Source organism: Actinoplanes sp. NPDC023801, from assembly GCF_040639655.1.
GTDB lineage: Bacteria > Actinomycetota > Actinomycetes > Mycobacteriales > Micromonosporaceae > Actinoplanes.
Genome location: NZ_JBFAAI010000011.1, coordinates 203,905 through 220,885, shown reverse-complemented (window position 1 = coordinate 220,885; position 16,981 = coordinate 203,905). Strand labels below are relative to the sequence as shown.

At 70.3% G+C, this 16,981-nt stretch carries 16 protein-coding genes; 5 read left to right on the top strand and 11 right to left on the bottom strand.

Features of this window, described 5'->3' with window-relative positions; genetic code table 11:
- Positions 1 to 26: 26 nt before the first annotated feature.
- From AB0G04_RS21540 to AB0G04_RS21520, 5 genes are all read right to left on the bottom strand, one after another.
- Positions 27 to 2,390, bottom strand: a complete 2,364-nt coding sequence (locus AB0G04_RS21540; RefSeq protein WP_360985229.1) for a glycoside hydrolase family 65 protein — start codon at positions 2,388 to 2,390, stop codon at positions 27 to 29.
- 37 nt (positions 2,391 to 2,427) lie between these two features.
- Positions 2,428 to 3,168 carry a beta-phosphoglucomutase family hydrolase gene (locus AB0G04_RS21535; RefSeq protein WP_360985227.1) on the bottom strand — a complete coding sequence of 247 codons (741 nt, stop codon included), beginning with the start codon at positions 3,166 to 3,168 and terminating at the stop codon, positions 2,428 to 2,430.
- 78 nt (positions 3,169 to 3,246) lie between these two features.
- Positions 3,247 to 3,720 (bottom strand): ATP-binding protein, encoded by a 474-nt coding sequence (locus AB0G04_RS21530; protein WP_360985224.1) that lies wholly within the window; start codon positions 3,718 to 3,720, stop codon positions 3,247 to 3,249.
- An 81-nt stretch (positions 3,721 to 3,801) separates the two neighbouring features.
- A complete protein-coding gene (locus AB0G04_RS21525) occupies positions 3,802 to 5,097 on the bottom strand; it encodes an ABC transporter ATP-binding protein (RefSeq protein WP_360985221.1) in 1,296 nt (431 codons plus the stop codon).
- A 399-nt stretch (positions 5,098 to 5,496) separates the two neighbouring features.
- Positions 5,497 to 7,347, bottom strand: a complete 1,851-nt coding sequence (locus tag AB0G04_RS21520; RefSeq protein ID WP_360985218.1) for a DUF5941 domain-containing protein — start codon at positions 7,345 to 7,347, stop codon at positions 5,497 to 5,499.
- Between the two features lie 220 nt (positions 7,348 to 7,567).
- On the opposite strand from AB0G04_RS21520, the gene AB0G04_RS21515 reads away from it, so the two are divergent.
- Positions 7,568 to 7,765: a PspC domain-containing protein gene (locus tag AB0G04_RS21515; protein WP_360985215.1), complete on the top strand. Its 198-nt coding sequence runs from the start codon at positions 7,568 to 7,570 to the stop codon at positions 7,763 to 7,765.
- A 140-nt stretch (positions 7,766 to 7,905) separates the two neighbouring features.
- Here AB0G04_RS21515 and AB0G04_RS21510 read toward each other — a convergent pair whose 3' ends face one another.
- The 6 genes from AB0G04_RS21510 to pdxH form a co-directional block, all read right to left on the bottom strand.
- Positions 7,906 to 8,646, bottom strand: coding sequence for a DUF4230 domain-containing protein (locus AB0G04_RS21510; protein WP_360985212.1), 741 nt, complete (start codon positions 8,644 to 8,646; stop codon positions 7,906 to 7,908).
- A gap of 75 nt (positions 8,647 to 8,721) precedes the next feature.
- Positions 8,722 to 9,018 carry a type II toxin-antitoxin system VapB family antitoxin gene (locus AB0G04_RS21505; protein WP_360985209.1) on the bottom strand — a complete coding sequence of 99 codons (297 nt, stop codon included), beginning with the start codon at positions 9,016 to 9,018 and terminating at the stop codon, positions 8,722 to 8,724.
- Between the two features lie 59 nt (positions 9,019 to 9,077).
- Positions 9,078 to 9,695: a nitroreductase family protein gene (locus AB0G04_RS21500; RefSeq protein WP_360985206.1), complete on the bottom strand. Its 618-nt coding sequence runs from the start codon at positions 9,693 to 9,695 to the stop codon at positions 9,078 to 9,080.
- A gap of 16 nt (positions 9,696 to 9,711) precedes the next feature.
- Positions 9,712 to 10,632 carry an aldose 1-epimerase family protein gene (locus tag AB0G04_RS21495; protein ID WP_360985203.1) on the bottom strand — a complete coding sequence of 307 codons (921 nt, stop codon included), beginning with the start codon at positions 10,630 to 10,632 and terminating at the stop codon, positions 9,712 to 9,714.
- Positions 10,633 to 10,642: 10 nt separating this feature from the next.
- Entirely contained in the window at positions 10,643 to 11,893 is a 1,251-nt protein-coding gene (locus AB0G04_RS21490; RefSeq protein ID WP_360985200.1) for an MFS transporter, read from the bottom strand.
- Between the two features lie 29 nt (positions 11,894 to 11,922).
- Positions 11,923 to 12,546 carry a pyridoxamine 5'-phosphate oxidase gene (gene pdxH, locus AB0G04_RS21485; RefSeq protein WP_360985438.1) on the bottom strand — a complete coding sequence of 208 codons (624 nt, stop codon included), beginning with the start codon at positions 12,544 to 12,546 and terminating at the stop codon, positions 11,923 to 11,925.
- A gap of 214 nt (positions 12,547 to 12,760) precedes the next feature.
- Between pdxH and AB0G04_RS21480 the strand changes: the two genes are divergently transcribed.
- The 4 genes from AB0G04_RS21480 to thpR all read left to right on the top strand — a co-directional run bounded on the left by AB0G04_RS21480 (position 12,761) and on the right by thpR (position 16,926).
- A complete protein-coding gene (locus AB0G04_RS21480; protein ID WP_360985197.1) occupies positions 12,761 to 13,867 on the top strand; it encodes a citrate synthase 2 in 1,107 nt (368 codons plus the stop codon).
- On the top strand, positions 13,864 to 14,991 hold the full coding sequence (gene serC, locus AB0G04_RS21475) for a phosphoserine transaminase (protein WP_360985194.1): 1,128 nt from the start codon (positions 13,864 to 13,866) through the stop codon (positions 14,989 to 14,991). Before AB0G04_RS21480 ends, serC begins: the two co-directional genes overlap by 4 nt.
- Before the next feature lie 394 nt (positions 14,992 to 15,385).
- Positions 15,386 to 16,438, top strand: a complete 1,053-nt coding sequence (gene sepH, locus AB0G04_RS21470) for a septation protein SepH (RefSeq protein ID WP_360985191.1) — start codon at positions 15,386 to 15,388, stop codon at positions 16,436 to 16,438.
- Positions 16,387 to 16,926, top strand: coding sequence for an RNA 2',3'-cyclic phosphodiesterase (thpR, locus tag AB0G04_RS21465; RefSeq protein WP_360985435.1), 540 nt, complete (start codon positions 16,387 to 16,389; stop codon positions 16,924 to 16,926). Before sepH ends, thpR begins: the two co-directional genes overlap by 52 nt.
- Positions 16,927 to 16,981: the final 55 nt, after the last annotated feature.

Here is a 16,981-nt window from a genome sequence, read left to right as displayed (position 1 = left end):
GGGGGCGGGCCTTCTTTCGTCCGTGCTCAGTGCACCGCGCGACGCACCGGCGCCCGCCCGTGCGGCTGAGCCGGTGCCGGGCCGGCCGGCACCCCGGCCGGGATCGGCATGGTCACCGGGCGTACCTGGGTCACCTCCAGCTCCTTGCCGTGATGCAGCAGGGTGAGGCGGGCCTGGCCGCCACCGTTGCGCAGCGAGTACGTGACCTCGTCGGAGGTCACGTTCACGCGCAGCCGCAGGCCGCGCCAGAGCAGCGAGAACTCCAGGTTGTTGATGCGGCTGGGCAGGCGCGGGGCGAAGCTCAGCTGACCGTTGAAGTCACGCATGCCACCGAGGCCGGCGACCAGCGAGATCCAGGTACCGGCCAGGGACGCCACGTGGACGCCGTCCCGGGCGTTCTGGTGCAGGTCGTGCAGGTCCATCAGGGCGGCCTCGCCCAGGTAGTCGTGGGCCAGCTCGAGGTGCCCGGTCTCGGCCGCCAGAACGGCCTGGATGCAGGCGGAGAGCGACGAATCCCGTACGGTCCGGGCGTCGTAGTAGGCGAAGTTGCGTGCCTTCTCCTCGGGCGTGAACGCGTCACCCCGGATGTACATCGCCATGACCAGGTCGGCCTGCTTGATCACCTGCTTGCGGTACAGGTCGAAGTACGGGAAGTTCAGCAGCAGCGGGTACCCCTCCGGCGGGGTGTTCTCGAAGTCCCACTCCTGGAGCCGGGTGAAGCCCTCGCACTGCTGGTGGACGCCGAGCTCCTTGTCGTACGGGATGTGCACGGCAGCCGCCGCGTCCCGCCACGACGCCGCCTCCTCGTCGTCCACACCCAGCCTGCGGGCCAGGTCGGGGTGCCGCTTGCAGGCCTCGACCGCGGTCATCAGGTTCTGCTGGGCCATCAGGTTGGTGTAGATGTTGTCGTTCACCACGGCGGTGTACTCGTCCGGCCCGGTCACGCCGTCGATGTGGAAGCGCCCGTGCCGGTCGTGGTGCCCCAGCGAACGCCACAGCCGTGCGGTCTCCACCAGCAGCTCCAGGCCGACCTCCCGCTCGAAGTCGTAGTCGCCGGTGGCCTGCACGTAACGACGGACCGCATCGGCGATGTCGGCCGCGATGTGGAACCCTGCCGTGCCGGCCGGCCAGTAGCCGGAGCACTCCTGGCCGCGGATGGTCCGCCACGGGAACGCGGCGCCCTGCAGGCCGAGTGTCTGCGCCCGCTCCCGCGCCAGGTCAAGCGTCGAGTGCCGCCAGCGCAGCACGTCGGCCGCCGCGGAGGGCTGGGTGTAGGTCAGGGCCGGCAGCACGAACGTCTCGGCGTCCCAGAACGTGTGACCGTCGTAGCCCGGCCCGGTGAGGCCCTTGGAGCCGATCGGGCGCTGTTCGGCCCGGGCGCCGGCCTGCAGCGTGTGGAACAGCCCGAAGCGGACCGCCTGCTGCACCTCCGGGTCGCCCTCCACCTTGACGTCGGAGTGGTCCCAGAACGCGTCCAGGTAGTCCCGCTGCTGCTGGACCAGGCCCTCCCAGCCGTCCAGGCGGGCGCTGGCGAGGGCCGCGCCGACCTGGTCACGCAGTGCGGGCAGTGAGCGGATGCTGGACCAGCCGTACGCCGCGAGCTTGACGACCCGCAGCTTCTGGCCGGGCTCCAGGCGGCAGGCCACCGTGGTGCGCAACCAGTCGGGGTGGCCCTCGGTGGTGATGGCGTGCCGGCCCGGCGTCTCCGCCGAGTGCTCCATGGCCGCGGCCATCCGCAGGTCACTGGCCTTGGTGCGGTGGACCAGGATGCCGCCGGTGGGCTGCTCCAGCATCTCCTCGCCCTGCAACGGGCGGTCCAGCACCGCGGCCACCCGCGGGTCCTTGCTCATCGGCGGCAGCTGCTCGTTGGCGACCAGCTCCGACTGCAGGATCAGCCGGGCGGAGGTGTCCAGCGGCTCGACCTCGTAGAGGAACGCCACGATGGCCCGCTGGGTGAACGAGACCAGCCGCACGGTCCGTACCCGGACGCCCTGCCCTGACGGGGACACCCACTCGACGACCCGTTCCAGGGTGCCGGCCCGCAGGTCGAGGCAGCGTTCGTGGGAGAGCAGCTCGCCGTACCGGACGTCGAACGGCTCGTCGTTGACCAGCAGACGCATCAGCTTGGCGTTGGTGACGTTGACCATGGTCTGGCCGGACTCGGGGAAGCCGTACCCCGCCTCGGCGTGCGGCAGCGGCCGCAGCTCGTAGAACGAGTTCAGATAGCTGCCCGGCAGGCCGTGCGGCTCACCCTCGTCCAGGTTCCCGCGTATCCCGATGTGGCCGTTGGAGAGCGCGAACACCGACTCTGACTGGGCCAGCAGGTCCAGGTCCAGCCGGGTCTCCCGGATATGCCAGGGGTCGACGGGGTAGGCCCGTTCACGGATCACGGTCGTGCCTCTCGATGACTGAATTGCAGAGGAGGTCTTACTGCGTGAGGAGCTCGGACAGGTCGGTGACGACCACGTCGGCGCCGTGTTCGCGCAGCGCCTCGGCCTGACCCACCCGGTCCACGCCGATCACGATGCCGAACCCGCCGGCCCGGCCGGCGGCGACGCCCGCCTGTGCGTCCTCGAAGACGGCGCAGTTCGCCGGGTCGAGGCCGAGCAGCTCGGCGCCCTTCAGGAACGTGTCGGGTGCGGGCTTGCCGGGCAGACCCAGCTCACGCGCGACGACACCGTCCACGCGGGCCTCCAGGAGGTCGGCGATCCCGGCCGCCTCCAGGACGTCCTTACAGTTGGCGCTCGCCGACACGACCGCCCGGCGTAGACCGGCGGCGTGTGCGGCCTTCAGGTACTCCACCGATCCGGGGTAGACCTGGACGGCGCCTTCTTTGATCTTCTCTAGCACGAGCAGGTTCTTGCTTTTGCCGATGCCGTTGACGGTCTCCCGATCGGGGGTGTCGTCGGGGTCGCCCTCGGGAAGGAGGATGCCTCGCGAGGCCAGGAAGGTCCGGACCCCGTCGGCACGTTGCCGGCCGTCGACGTATCGGTGGTAGTCGGCGGCCGGGTCGAATGGCACGTACGGCTGTCCGTGCTGTTCGGCCCATGATTGCAGGAACGCGTCGAACGTCTGTTTCCACGCAGCGTTGTGCACCAGCGCGGTCTGCGTCAACACGCCATCAAGATCGAATAAGCAAGCGGTCACCTGTGAGGGAAGTCCGAGCACGCGCCCAATGTAGCCGGACCCGATCCCGCGCGAGAGCCGAAGGGCGCCTTCACATTTCCACGATGGTTTACAAGTAGTTCAAGCTGCGGAATTCAAGATGATCCGCAGTCCGATCGAGGTGCCGATGGGCCCGGTGGCCGTCGTGACCTCGTCGCACAACTGGTGCGCCAGCCACAGCCCGCGCCCGCCGACCTCGAACGCCTCCGGGGTGCGCAGGCCGTCCAGATAGGCACCGGGGATGCCGGGGCCGGAGTCGGTCACCACGCACCACACCGAACCGTCCTCGATCTTCAGGACGACCCGGCCGTTGCCGTCGGCGTGCAGCACCACATTAGTGATCACCTCGTTGACGGCCAGCACGAACCCGTCCTGGCGGTCACCGGCCAGCCCGGCAGCGTGGAGCAGGCGGGTTATCTCGTGCCGCAGCAGGGTGATGTCGTCCGGGCCGAAGGAGCGGTCCAGCAGCACCGGCCACTCCCGCGGCGGGGCGGCATCGGCCGTCGGCTCCCCGTCGAGAGCCGAACGTACGCTCTGGCCGATCCTGTCCTCCACCGTGGTGCAGCCTACGCGCTGAGACCGGCCGGTGGCGGGAGGCCTCGTCGAACGCGCCCGGAAGTGGCGCCGCGCGAACGGTCAGCGCCAGCCGACATCGATGCGGTCCCCGCGCTGGTCGAAGAAGTGCAGGGCCTCCATCCGGACCGAGACGGCAAGCGGGTGTCCCGAGCCGACCTGCGGGTACGGCGCGAGCCGCACGGCGAGCTCGGCGGGCTTGCGGTGATGCCGCCCGGGGTCGGTGGCCACCCCACCCTGACCCTCGGAGGCCACATTGTCCGGGCTGCCCGGGCGGGCCAGTCGCTGCAGGGCCCCGCCCAGCCGCTTGAACGCGCCGCCACCGCTGCGTCCGTCGTCGGTGACCGCGGCGCCGATCTCGTCCACCACGATGGCCGTGGCGCCGACGTCGAGGTACGCCAGCGACTCGTGCCCGTGGTGCTCCAGGTACCGGATGCGGCCCTGGAAGACGTGACCCTGCGTGTCCGGGGTGACCGGGGTCAGCGCCTCGGCACGGATACCAACCACGATCCGCTCGCCGTGGTACCGGGCCACGGCTCGCGCCCGCGGGTCGGCCCACGGCAGGTAGAGAGTCTGCTCGCCGAAGCCCAGCGCGATGTAGCGGTCCAGATGCACGTAGACCGCGGCCTCCAGCAGGTTCATCTTCGGCGATCCGAGGAAGGCGGCGGTGTAGAGCGTGGCCGGGCGGCGGTACACCTCGGTCGGCGTGCCGAGGTCCTGCAGAACGCCCTTGCGCATGATTGCGACCCGGTCGGCCATGGTCAGCGCCTCGGCCTGGTCGTGCGTCACGTACATGGTCGTCACGCCCAGCTCGCGCGTCATGCTGCTGATCTCGGCCCGCAGCTCGGCGCGAAGCCCGCTGTCGAGGTTGGACAACGGCTCGTCCATCAGGAAGATCCCGGGCCGGCGCACCATGGCGCGGCCCATCGCCACCCGCTGCCGCTGACCGCCGGAGAGCTGACTCGGACGCCGGCCGAGCACCTCGCCGATGCCGAGGGCGCCGGCGATGGCGTCCACCCGATCCTGCCGGGGGTTCGGCTCGATCCCGGACAACTTCAGCGGGAAGCCGATGTTCTCCGACACCGTCATGTGCGGATAGAGCGCAAAGTCCTGAAACACCATGGCGATGCTGCGATCCCTGGGCGGCAGCTCCAGCACGGGTTCACCGTTGAGCAGGATCTCCCCCCGCGTGGGATCCTCCAGCCCGGCGATCATCCGCAGCACGGTGGACTTTCCGCAGCCCGATGGCCCGAGCAGGACCATGAACTCACCGTCCTGCACATCCAGGCTGAGGTTGTCGACGGCGAAGGTGCCGTCCGGCCAGATCTTGGTGACATCCTTGAGTGCGACGGTGGACACCGTCTACCTCCCGCGATCGAGTGCGATCCCGGACCCACGACGGTCGGCGATCGGGCACTAACTCTGCGAGTGCCTTCGATGGTCCACCATCGGACGAAAGTGCCATTTGCACATAGTGATCAATCGATTACAGAAACCTGAACATCGCAGGTCCCGCCTGTGCACGTTCACATCTTGATCTCTTTCGGTACGGCCACGCACCCGCCGCCACCCAGCGCACACCGCCGCCTCAACACCCCAGACCCATCAGCAGCGCCCAGCCCCCCAAAAAAAACCGGCTGGACATCACCGCGGTTTAAACGCCCGCGAAACAGCGGTGCGCGCCAGCCGGGGTCTTTGCGGCTGGACACCGACGTTGTCTCGGCGTCGCCGGGACAGCAGTGGTGTCCAGCCGGAGGGTCAGCGGGAGGCGCGCCAGTCGCGGACGGCGGTTAGCGTGAACGCCGCGGCCACCAGAGCGGCGAGCAGGACCGTACCCGCCGTCGCGTAACCGGCCACCGCGGCCAGCACCAGCAGCAGCACCCGGCCGTCCCAGCCGAGCACAGCAAGCCCCGCACCGGTCGCCGGAGCGCCCTTCTCCATCCGCGCCGTCAGGTCGTAATGCCGCAGTGTGAGCGTGAACAACAGCAGGAACACCAGCGGCCCCGGAACTCCTCCGTAGAGCCCGACCGCCACCACGACCAGATACTCCGCCGCACGAAGAGCGGCCGGCACCAGCCAGTCCAGGGGACCGTCGTGGCGGACCCGGCCGGGGAACCCGGCGAGCAGCACCGGGACGGCCACGAAGGCGAGCAGCCAGGGACGGCCGGACGGCACACCGGCGGCGACGGTGACCAGCGCGTACCCCGCGAAGACCGCAGCGAACGGCAGTGGCCACCCGGCGCGCACCCGGCTCAGCACCGACCTCACCAAGGGCCCGTCGTCGCGGTGCCGGGCGGTGTCGACCGTGTGCAGCACACCCACCCGCATCGACAGCGCACGCAAGGAACGCAGCGCCAGCGTGTAAGCGGCGGCGAGCAGACCGAACCCGACCACCGCGGCCAGCGCCACCCGGCCGTTCGTGACCGCGGCCAGCACCGAGATCAACGCCCAGCGCTCACCGATCGGGAAGACCACGATCCGCTTGGCCCAGTAGATCAGCGACCCCCGCTGGCTCTGCGCCTTCACCGAGGCCGCGGTGAGCCGGGCGCCCACGCCGCCGGACACGGCCGGTGCCGGGCGGGCGGCCGCCTCGTCGTGCAGGGCGCCGTACCAGGTGTCGGTCATGTGCCGGGCGGTCTGCAGCAGGATCGCGGTGATCGCGAGCGGCCACGCGTAGGGCAGGCCGATCCGGTCCGCCCCCGCCGCGAGCCCCGCGTAGACGGTGTACTCCTTCGCCCGGTCCGCCATGGTGTCGAGCCAGCCACCGAAGGCGTCGAAGTTACGGGTGTACCGGGCCAGCTGACCGTCCACGCAGTCGAGCACGAACCCGAGGTAGAGCAGGATCCCGCCGAGCACCATGCCGACCCGGGAGGCCTGCCAGAACAGCAGCGCGGCACCGGCCGCGAACAGCACCGACAGCCCGGTGACCGCGGTCGGGCCGAGTCCCAGGCGGGCCGCACCCTTGGTGACGTACGGCGACCAGGTGCTCACCGCGTACGTCGTGAAGAAGTCGTCCTGTTCCTTGACCGCCAGGCGCAGGCGCACCGCGTCCTCGTCGACGCCGTCGATCGCGGCCCGCGCGGCGGCGAGCTGCTCGCCGGTCTCCACCTGCTCAGCGTGCAGCAGGCGTACCCGGGTGGCGACCGGCAGGAACCCGTCGGCAAGCATCTCGGTCAGCAGGTCCGGCCGGTCGGCGGCCTTCTCCAGCAGCGGCAGGTCGGCCGGGGCGACGCACATGGCGCCGAGGTAGCGCACTGAACCTGCGCCGGGCACAGCGGCGATCACCCGCCCCCGCTCCTCGCGGAGGTCACCGGCCGGGTCGGCGGCCACGAGCACGGTGCTGCGCCCGGCCGGCTCGGTCGCCAGCGTCCAGAGCAGGCTCCCGTGGGCGACGAGGTTGTCGGCACAGATCAGCAGCGGCTCACCGGCGTCGCGGGCCTGCCGCGCCAGTTCACGCAGGCGGGCCGCCTCGTCGGCGCCGGGGACCAGGCGATCTACCGTGGAGGCCCCGGCGGCTCGCAACGCCCCGGTGAGCTCTCCAGCGAGCCGATCGGTGTCACCGTCCGGAAGGGCATGGCCGGTTCGAGCGGTCAGAACGGCCAGCGTCACCCGAGCATCACCGTTTGCCTCCTCATCAGCGTCCTTGCACAACGCCGCTACCAGGGCCGAAACGGGATCAGGTTAACAGCGGGCGTCCGGCGGGTACGGGAGACCCTTACGGGAGCAGCACTGCGGGCATCCACCTCGGGAACGAGGGACGCCCCCGCTCCCGCACCTACCGTCGAAGTGGCCACGGCAGAAAGCCGCAGCCACCGAAGGAGTGGATGAAGTGACCAGCCCCCTCAGGACCCGCTCGTTCTCCCGCCCGCGTCACAACCGCCGGATCGCCGGTGTCTGCGCCGGTCTGGCCCAGCGTTTCGGGATGAGTCCCGGCCTGGTCCGGATCCTGTTCGTGGTCTCCTGCCTGCTGCCCGGCCCGCAGATCCTCGCCTACCTGGCCCTCTGGGCCCTCATGCCGAGCGAGTGACGCCGGCATCGTGACTCCGGGCCCCCGCTCCTGCCCCCAGGCGGGGCGCCCGGAAACAGCCGACGGGCCGCTCCCACGGGCAACGAAGCCCGGGGAGCGGCCCGCCGTACTCATCAGGCCGAGTGTGGTGTTCAGACCCGCTACGGCGCCGCGAACGTGACGGTGACCGTCGTGTATCCCAGCCTGGCGAAGAGGCTCTCCAGCATCCGCTGGGTGTTCTCCCGCGCCCGCTGATCGAGGCCACTGGCCCGGGCCGCCTCGGTGATCCGCTCCTGCGCCGTCTGATAGACCTTCTGCTGCTTGCCCGGATCATTGGCGAAGGCGTCACCGATCCGGTTGAACAGGCCGCGTTCCTCCGCCACCACATAACTGCGCTGCATGTCGAGCGCCGCGGTGGACTGCTGCGGCGCCGGCAGGGTCAGCTCGATCGTCTTCTTCTCCTCGTCGATCTTCAGCGCGTCGCCGGAGAGAGCACTGAAGTCGACGTAGGTCTCGACCGTGCCGGAGCCGACGAACAACGTGCGCCGGTTGACCAGGAAGTCCGGGATGTTGTCCCGGCTCTCCTGGAGATCCACGATCACCTGGAAGGTGCCGTCGGCGGCGACGTAACGATGCAGGTCACGCATGGACTGCAGCAGCACCGGCTGGCTGCGGTCGGTGGTCTCCTCAGCGAACGGGTTGTCGAAGCCGGGCAGCACGTTGACGGCGCGCAGCCCCAGGCACGTGAGAACGATCAGCGCGAACACGAACCCGACGAAGATCAGCAGCCGTGCGAAGCCGCTCGGCTTGACCTTGGCGGGACTGGGTTCCGGGTCATCCAGCCGATCAGGCACGGCCGGATACTCGCTGGTGGGGTGATCAGGGGTGGGCGATTCGGCCATGCCCATACGGTACGGAGGGGGTGCGACAATCCGCGACCGGAGAGCAACCTGCTGTGCGAAACCAGCCGAATCGGGTCAGTCCCCCAGGATCAGGACGCGGGCGTGGATCTGGTTGCGTTGCTGCAGGGCCGCGCGCAGCGCCCGGTGCAGCCCGTCCTCCAGGTAGAGCGCCCCCTGGTATTCCACGACGTGCGGGAACAGGTCCCCGTAGAACGTGGAGTCCTCGGCAAGGAGCTTGTCGAGCGCCAGCTCACGCTTGGTGGTGATCAGGTCGGCGAGACGAATCGGGCGCGGTGGAATCTCCGCCCACTCCTTGAGCGTGGTCTGGTGATCGGGGTACGGGGCTCCGTCCCGGACCGCTCTGAAGATCACGGCGACTGCCCTTTCCGTGAGAGACGTTCCACCCGCATGACAGCCTAGCCGCGGGCCGCTCAGACCTCGCCAGACGAAGCCCACCGGCCATGATGCACCACGTCGGCCACCGGCCGGTGGCCACGCCGCAGTGACGGTGACCTCTTGTCGGCTCCGGGGTACCCGACGGTGAGCGCCCCGATCGGGTGGAACTCGTCCGGCACCCCGAACGCGGCCCGGAACGCCGGCACCCGGCCGGCCGGCAGACCGAAGAAGCAGGAGCCGAGGTCCTCGTTGACCGCGGTGAGGTGCATGAGCAGCGCCGCGAACCCGGTGTCGATGTCCCAGTACGGTGCCGTCCAGCGCGCCTCGTCCCGATCCGTCCAGCCCTTGTCGGCCTGGGCATACCGGTCGAGATAGGCCGATTTGTTGGACAGCGCCACGATGATCAGTGGAGCGGTCCGCATCCGGGCCAGCCAGCCGCCGGCCGGCCCGTCGGCGTCCGCCGTGCTCGACCAGTAGAGCTCGCGATCCGCCGGCGACGTGAGGACCAGGAAGCTCCAGCCCTGCGAGAAACCCGCCGACGGCGCCCGGAGTCCGTGCCGGACGATCTTGTCGACCAGCTCGGGCGGGACCGGACGATCCGGGTCGTAACCACGCACCATGCGCCGGCGGCGGACAACCTCGTCGAATTCCATCAGAAGCCGGATTCCATCAGAAGCGGATGCCCCAGGACGCGGCCCACGTCGAACCCGGCGCCAGGACGGTCAGGTCACGACCGGTACGGAAGGCGTCCGGCGGGCAGGTCATCGGCTCGACCGCCACGGACCGGCGGAACCGCTCCCCGCTCAGCGTGTCGGCGGTGAAGACCTGCCAGTACTTGAACTTCTCGTCGGCCCAGACCACAATCCGCGCGTCCGAGCCCGGGTCGGACAGCGTGACCGAGGTGATCCCGTCCGCGTCGAAGTCGATGTCGCCGAAGCTGGCGTCCATCACCAGGTCACCGATCCGGCGCGCCTCGGTGAAGTCGAACTCGGTGCCGGCGATCTTGGTGGCACCGATCGGCAGCAGCCGGGCGTCGGCCTGGATCCGGGACCTGGCCGGGACGTGCAGCACGGTGTCGTCCACCGCGACGCCGGGCAGGCGCAGGTACGGGTGCACCGAGTAACCCCACGGCGCGTTGGCCTCGGACGTGTTGACGACCTCCTGGTCGCAGCGGAGACCGTCGGCGGAGACCGACCACCGGGAGCGCAGCAGCAGCGACCACGGATAGCCGACCTGGGCGGGCAGTTCGTACTCCAGCGTGACCGAGTCGGCGGTCCGCTCGGCGAGCCGCCAGCGGGACCAGTTGACCAGGCCGTGAATGGCCGTCCGCTTGGGCGGTTCGGTGAGTGCGAGCTGGTACGCCTGCCCCTCGAACTCGTACTGCCCGTCGCGGATCCGGTTGGGCCACGGCGCGAGGATCTGGCCGGCGGACCCGGGGGAGATCTCGTCGGTGCCGAATCCGTCCAGGATCTCGACCCCGTTCACCGAGTACGACCGGAGCGTCCCGCCGACCTCGACCAGGACGGCACGGTGGCCGTCCGCCTCGATCGACCACTGGATGCCGGACTTGGCGGCTGACTCTGCGCTCATGACCGCGACACTATCGGTCGTCCTCGGGAACCTGCTCGGGCCGGTATCGGATGAGTGCGGGCGAGATCGTCCCCAGCACGACGGCCAGCCCGGCCGCGAGCAGGCCACCACCCACCCAGGAGGTGGTGACGCTCGTCAGGTCGGCGGTGGCACCGGCGCGGAGGTCACCGAGACGCGGCCCGCCGGCCACCACCACGGTGAACACCCCCTGCAGCCGGCCGCGCAGATGATCCGGCGCGAACGTCTGCATGATCGTCTGCCGGTAGACCGCACTGACCAGGTCGGCCGCGCCGGCCACCGCGAGCATCAGCACCATCAGCCACAGGCTGCGCGCCAGACCGGACAGGGCGATCGCGAGGCCCCAGGCGACGACCGCGACGATCAGCGCGAACCCCTGTCGCCTCACCCGGCCGATCCAGCCCGAGGTGAGCCCGCCGACCATGGCGCCGATGGCGATCGCGCTGTAAAGCCAGCCCACCGCCGACCCGCCGCCGAACTGTTCCTGGGCGACCGCCGGGAACAGCGCCCGCGGCATGGCGAACACCATGGCGACCAGATCGATGGCGAACGAGAGCAGCAGCACCGGCTGGGTGACCAGGAACCGTAGCCCGATCACGATGCCGCGCAGTCCGGCGCTCGGGCGCCCGGCCCCGTCCGAGGGTGCCACCGGCGGGATGCCGGGCAGCTTCCAGGTGGCCCAGAAGGTGACGGTGAAGAGCAGGGCGTCGAGGGCGTACGCCACGGTCACGCCGGTGCCGGTGGACCAGGTGCCGATGATCACGCCGGCGGTGAGCGGGCCGAGCACCCCGCCGGCCGTGCTCGCCGTGTAGTTCAGCGTGTTGGCTGCCGGGACCAGCGACTCCGGCACGATCCGCGGGACGATCGAGTGCCGGGCCGGCGAACTGACCGCGAAACCGGCCGACTGCACGGCGGTCAGCGCCAGCAGCAGATACCCGCTGCGCACCCCCAGCATCGCCTGCACGAGCAGCGCGATCGTGCTCAGCCAGGTCACCACCGAACCGGCCAGCAGCAGCTTGCGGCGATCGACCACGTCGGCGGCGGCCCCACCCCAGAGACCGAAGACGAGCAGCGGTACGAGCCCGGCGACCCCGAGCAGGCCGACCCAGGTGGTCGAGCCGGTGACGGCGAACATCTGCACCGGCACGGCGACCGCGGTGAACTGGAACCCGAAGTACGACGCGCCGTTGCCCACCCAGGTGCGCCGGAACGTGCGCACACTCAGCGGGCGAATGTCGATCATCCAGGACCGGGGCTCCTTGGTGCCCTGGCTCAAGGCGCCAGTCTCTCGACGGTCCAGTCCGCCCCGGTGCGCCGGAACCGCAGCCGGTCGTGCAGCCGGCTGCTGCGTCCCTGCCAGAACTCCACGGTCTCCGGCCGCACCCGGAACCCGCCCCAGTGCGGCGGGACCGGGACCGGCCCGTCGCCGAACCGCTCGGTCGCCGCGGCCAGGTTCGCGTCCAGCGCCTCCGGGCCCGGCAGCACCCGCGACTGCGGGCTGGCCCAGGCACCGAGGCGGGAGCCGCGCGGCCGGGAGGCGAAGTACTCGGCGGACTCCTCGCGGGACACCCGCTCCACCTCGCCGGCCACGATCACCTGGCGCTGCATCGGAAACCAGGGGAAGACCAGGCTGGCGTACGGGTTGAGCGCCAGCTCCGTACCCTTGCGGGACTCGTAGTTCGTGAAAAAGACGAAACCGTCCTCGTCGTAGCCCTTGAGAAGGACCGTTCGTGCCGAGGGCCGCCCGTCCCGGTCCGCCGTGGCCACGATCATCGCGTTCGGTTCCGGCAGTCCGGCGGCCGCCGCGTCGGCGAACCAGGCCGCGAACTGGCCGGTCCAGTCGCCGGCGAGCGACTCCTCGGTCAGCGGCGGCCACTCGGTGTAGTCCCGGCGCATCCCGGCTGGTGACGGCGGTTCGGTGGCCACACCGGCTCCTTCGCTAATGTCTCGACGCCTTCATGAGACGGAAACGACCGTAAGTCGCGCGCCGCGAAACGTCAGTTGAACCAGGATGGGTGTCATCCAGAGCACAATCGCGACGGGTCGACCGTGCGGTTACCCGGCGGGCAAGATGAATCACCCACCGCAGTTCGGTTCCACAGGGAGTGCCGTGACCGACTTCAAGCCGGGGCTCGAGGGCGTCATCGCGTTCGAGACCGAGATCGCCGAGCCCGACCGGGACGGCGGTGCCCTGCGGTACCGCGGCGTCGACATCGAGGACCTGATCGGACAGGTCTCGTTCGGCAACGTCTGGGGCCTCCTCGTGGACGGGAGGTTCGGACCCGGGCTGCCACCGGCCGAGCCGTTCCCGGTGCCGGTGCACTCCGGCGACATCCGGGTCGACGTGCAGTCCGCGGTGGCGATGCTCGCGCCGTACTGGGGCCTGTCGCAGATGTTCGACATCAGCGACGAACAGGCCCGCCGCGACCTGGCCCGGGTGTCGGTGACCGCCCTCTCCTTCGTCGCCCAGGCGGCTCGCGGGCTGGGCCTGCCGGCCGTACCGCAGAAGGACATCGACAAGGCCGAGACCATCGTGGAGCGGTTCATGCGCCGGTGGCGCGGCGAACCCGACCCGCGGCACGTCAAGGCCGTCGACGCGTACTTCATCGCCGCCTGCGAGCACGGGCTGAACGCCTCCACCTTCACCACCCGCATCGTCGCCTCCACCGGCGCCGACGCGGCCGCCTGCATCTCCTCCGGGATCGGCGCTCTCTCCGGCCCACTGCACGGCGGTGCGCCCACCCGGGTGATGCACATGATCGAAGCGGTCGAACGCAGCGGCGACGCCGAGGCGTACGTGAAGGACGTCCTCGACCGCGGCGAGCGCCTGATGGGCTTCGGCCACCGGGTCTACCGGGCCGAGGACCCACGGGCCAAGGTGCTGCGCCGCATCGCGAAGGAACTGGGCGCGCCCCGCTACGAGGTGGCCGCCGCCCTGGAGGCGGTCGCGCTCGCCGAACTCCGGGAACGCAAACCCGGCCATGAGTTGTGGACGAACGTCGAGTTCTGGGCGGCCGTGGTGCTCGACTTCGCCGAGGTCCCGACGCACATGTTCACCTCGATGTTCACGTGCGCCCGGGTGGCCGGCTGGAGCGCGCACATCCTCGAACAGAAAAAACTCGGCCGGATCCTGCGACCGGGTCTCCAATATGTGGGAGCGGAGCCGCGCAAGCCGCAGGAGGTCGAGGGCTGGGATCAGCTCCCGCATAATGTGTGACCGTGACTGACATCCGGATCCCTGACGCGATCAAGCCCGTCGACGGACGGTTCGGCTCCGGGCCGAGCAAGGTTCGTCCCGAAGGCGTCGAGGCGCTCTCCGCGGTGTCCCGCACCTTCATGGGCACCTCGCACCGGCAGAGCACGGTGAAGGACCAGGTGGCACGACTGCGCCGCGGCCTGGCCGAGTTCTTCTCGATCCCGGACGGTTACGAGGTCATCCTCTCCAACGGCGGGACCAGCGCGTTCTGGGAGACCGCCACCTTCGGCCTGATCCGGGACAAGGCACAGTTCGCCGAGTTCGGCGAGTTCGGCGCGAAATTCGTGTCGGCGGTCACCGCCGCGCCGTTCCTGGCCGAGCCGACCGTGCACCGTGCGCCGGGCGGTCAGGCGGCCTACCTGACCGCCGAGGCCGGCGTCGACGTGTACGCGACAGTGCAGAACGAGACGTCGACCGGAGTCGCCGTCCCGGTCCGCCGGGTCGCCGGCGCCGACCCGGATGCCCTGCTGCTCACCGACGCCACCTCGGGCGGCGGCAGCCTGCACGTGGACGTCAGCGAGACCGACGTCTACTACCTGGCCCCGCAGAAGGCGCTCGGCTCGGACGGCGGGATCTGGCTGGCCCTCATGTCGCCGGCCGCGATCGAACGAGCCTTCGAGATCAAGGCGACCGGCCGCTACATCCCGCAGTTCCTCGACCTGGTGACCGCGATCGAGCAGTCCCGCCTGGAGCAGACCTACAACACGCCCGCGCTGGCCACCGTCTTCCTCGCCGCCGAGCAGGTGGACTGGATGAACGCGCAGGGCGGCCTGGCCTGGGCGGCCAAACGCAGTGCGGACAGCGCCGCCGCGATCTACGGCTGGGCCGACCGGTCGTCGTTCGCCGAGCCGTTCGTCACCGACCCGGCGCTGCGGTCCGGGGCAGTGGCCACCATCGACTTCGCCGAAGGTGTGGACGCCGCGGTGATCGCCAAAGTGCTGCGCGCCAACGACGTCGTCGACACCGAGCCGTACCGCAAGCTCGGCCGTAACCAGCTGCGGGTGGCGCTCTACCCGACCGTGGATCCGTCCGACGTGGTCGCGCTGACCACCTGCATCGACTACGTGGTGGAGCGGTTGAGCTGAGCTGAGCTGGCTGGCTTCGCTTCGCTCCGCGGCAAAACGCCTTGTAACCGGTGACGAGGCAGTCGATTTGCGGGGTGCTCTGTGGATACGGGCTTGTGGGGACTACGGGTGGGGTCGGCCGCTTCGGGCCTTTGGGGTGGGGTTGATTGGGGGTCGCTCGGATGGGTAGTGACTGGTTTCATTGCTTGTTACTTGCGGGTGGCCGTACCGGTGAAGGTCCGGTTGGGTTTGAATGGACGCGGCGGTGGAAGGCAAAGATCATCTCCGCTGGTCAGCAGTTTGACGGCGTGGCATACCCCCATCGGGTGACCAAGGCGCGTACCGTGTTCCGAAACGCGCCCGGGTGAATGACTCTCGGGGATGTCAGGCCAACGCGACGAGACGGAGGCAACGCATGCGGCCGGTACGCTTCGTCGCCCTCTCCGAAGACGGTCAGGCTCTCGTGCTCGCCGACGAGGTCGGCAGGCTCCTGGCACTCCCGATCGACGACCGGGTGTCCGGAGTGCTGAACGAGGGTCCGGCCGCGCCGGGGACTTCAGTGGCTGTGCTCTCCTCGGAGCACGCGCCTTCACTGTCACCGCGTGACATCCAAGCCCGCATCCGTTCCGGTGAGTCTGCCGAGGACGTGGCCCGCATCGCCGGTGTCCCGGTCGACCGGGTGCTCCGTTACGCCGGCCCGGTCCTGCAGGAGCGCGCCATGCTGGCGCAGCATGCCCGCCGCACCCGGCTGAAGACGTCGGACTCCGGTCAGCCGCTCGCTGAGGTGGTCGACGGCCGCCTCGCGCAGCACGGGATCGACACCGACAAGATCTCCTGGGACGCCTTCCGCAAGGACGACGGCACCTGGCGCATCGTGGCGACCTGGCCGTCCGGCAAGGCCACCGCCCAGGCCATCTGGGACCTCGACAAGGGTCGCCAGGTGGTCGCGCCGCACGACGACATGGCGCAATATCTGTGCGCCGAGCGGCCCACCCAGATCCTCGGTCAGGAGCCGGCGAGCGAGCGCGGTGGTCACGGCCTGCCCGGCCCGGCCCGCAGTTCCGAGCCGACCCGCGGCGGTCACGGCCTGCCCAGCGCCGACCCGGCCGCGGCCCGTTCGGGTCGCGACTCGATCCGGGCCAGCCGTGACGCTCTGCTCGCCTCCCTGGACCGGCCGCTGGAAGGCTCGTCCGGCCGCAACCTCGAGTCGCCCGCCCGGCGCCCGGTCGCCGGTGGCGCCGCGGCTCTGCTCGGTGGTGGTTCCGGCTCCGCGTTCGACGACGACGCCGACCTGCCGAAAGAGGTGCCGGCCGTGCCGTCCCTGGCGGTTCTCCGGCCGCGCCGCACGGTGGGTCAGCCCGCTCCGGCCAACAACGAGTCCGAGGAGAACAGCAAGCCTCGCAAGCGGCTCCCCAGCTGGGACGACGTGTTGTTCGGCGGCGGCCCGGCGGCCCGCGAGTCCTCCTGAGCCGGCTCTTCGTCGCGGTCTTCCCCTCCGAGGAGGCCCGCGAGCATCTGCGTGGTCACCTGCCGTCCCGCGTCGCCCGGCGCCCGGAGAAGTGGCACGTCACGCTGGCCTTCCTGGGTGAGGTGCCGGACGAGGACACCGATCGGGTTCGCGACGCGCTGTCCACGGTGCCTCCGCCCAGTCCCATGACGTTGCGGCTGGCGGGGAGCGGACGGTTCGGGCCGGTGATCTGGACCGGCCTGCGGGGCGATGTGGAGGCGCTGGAGGCGTTCCGGGAGGAGATCCGGGTTGCGCTGGAGGGTGCCGGTTTCCCGATCGACGAGCGGCCGTTCCGGGGGCACCTCACGATCTCCTATCGGTACGACCGGAGCATCACGACACTCCTCGCCGACTACGCCGGGCCGCTCTGGCCGGTGAGCGACCTGTCCCTGATCCGGAGCGCCGGCGGCGAGTACGTGACGGTGTGGGAGCGACCGCTGCCCCGGTGAGGTGCCCGGCTCCCGGACACGTACGCCGGCGTTGACCGCCATGTGCCGTCGGCGC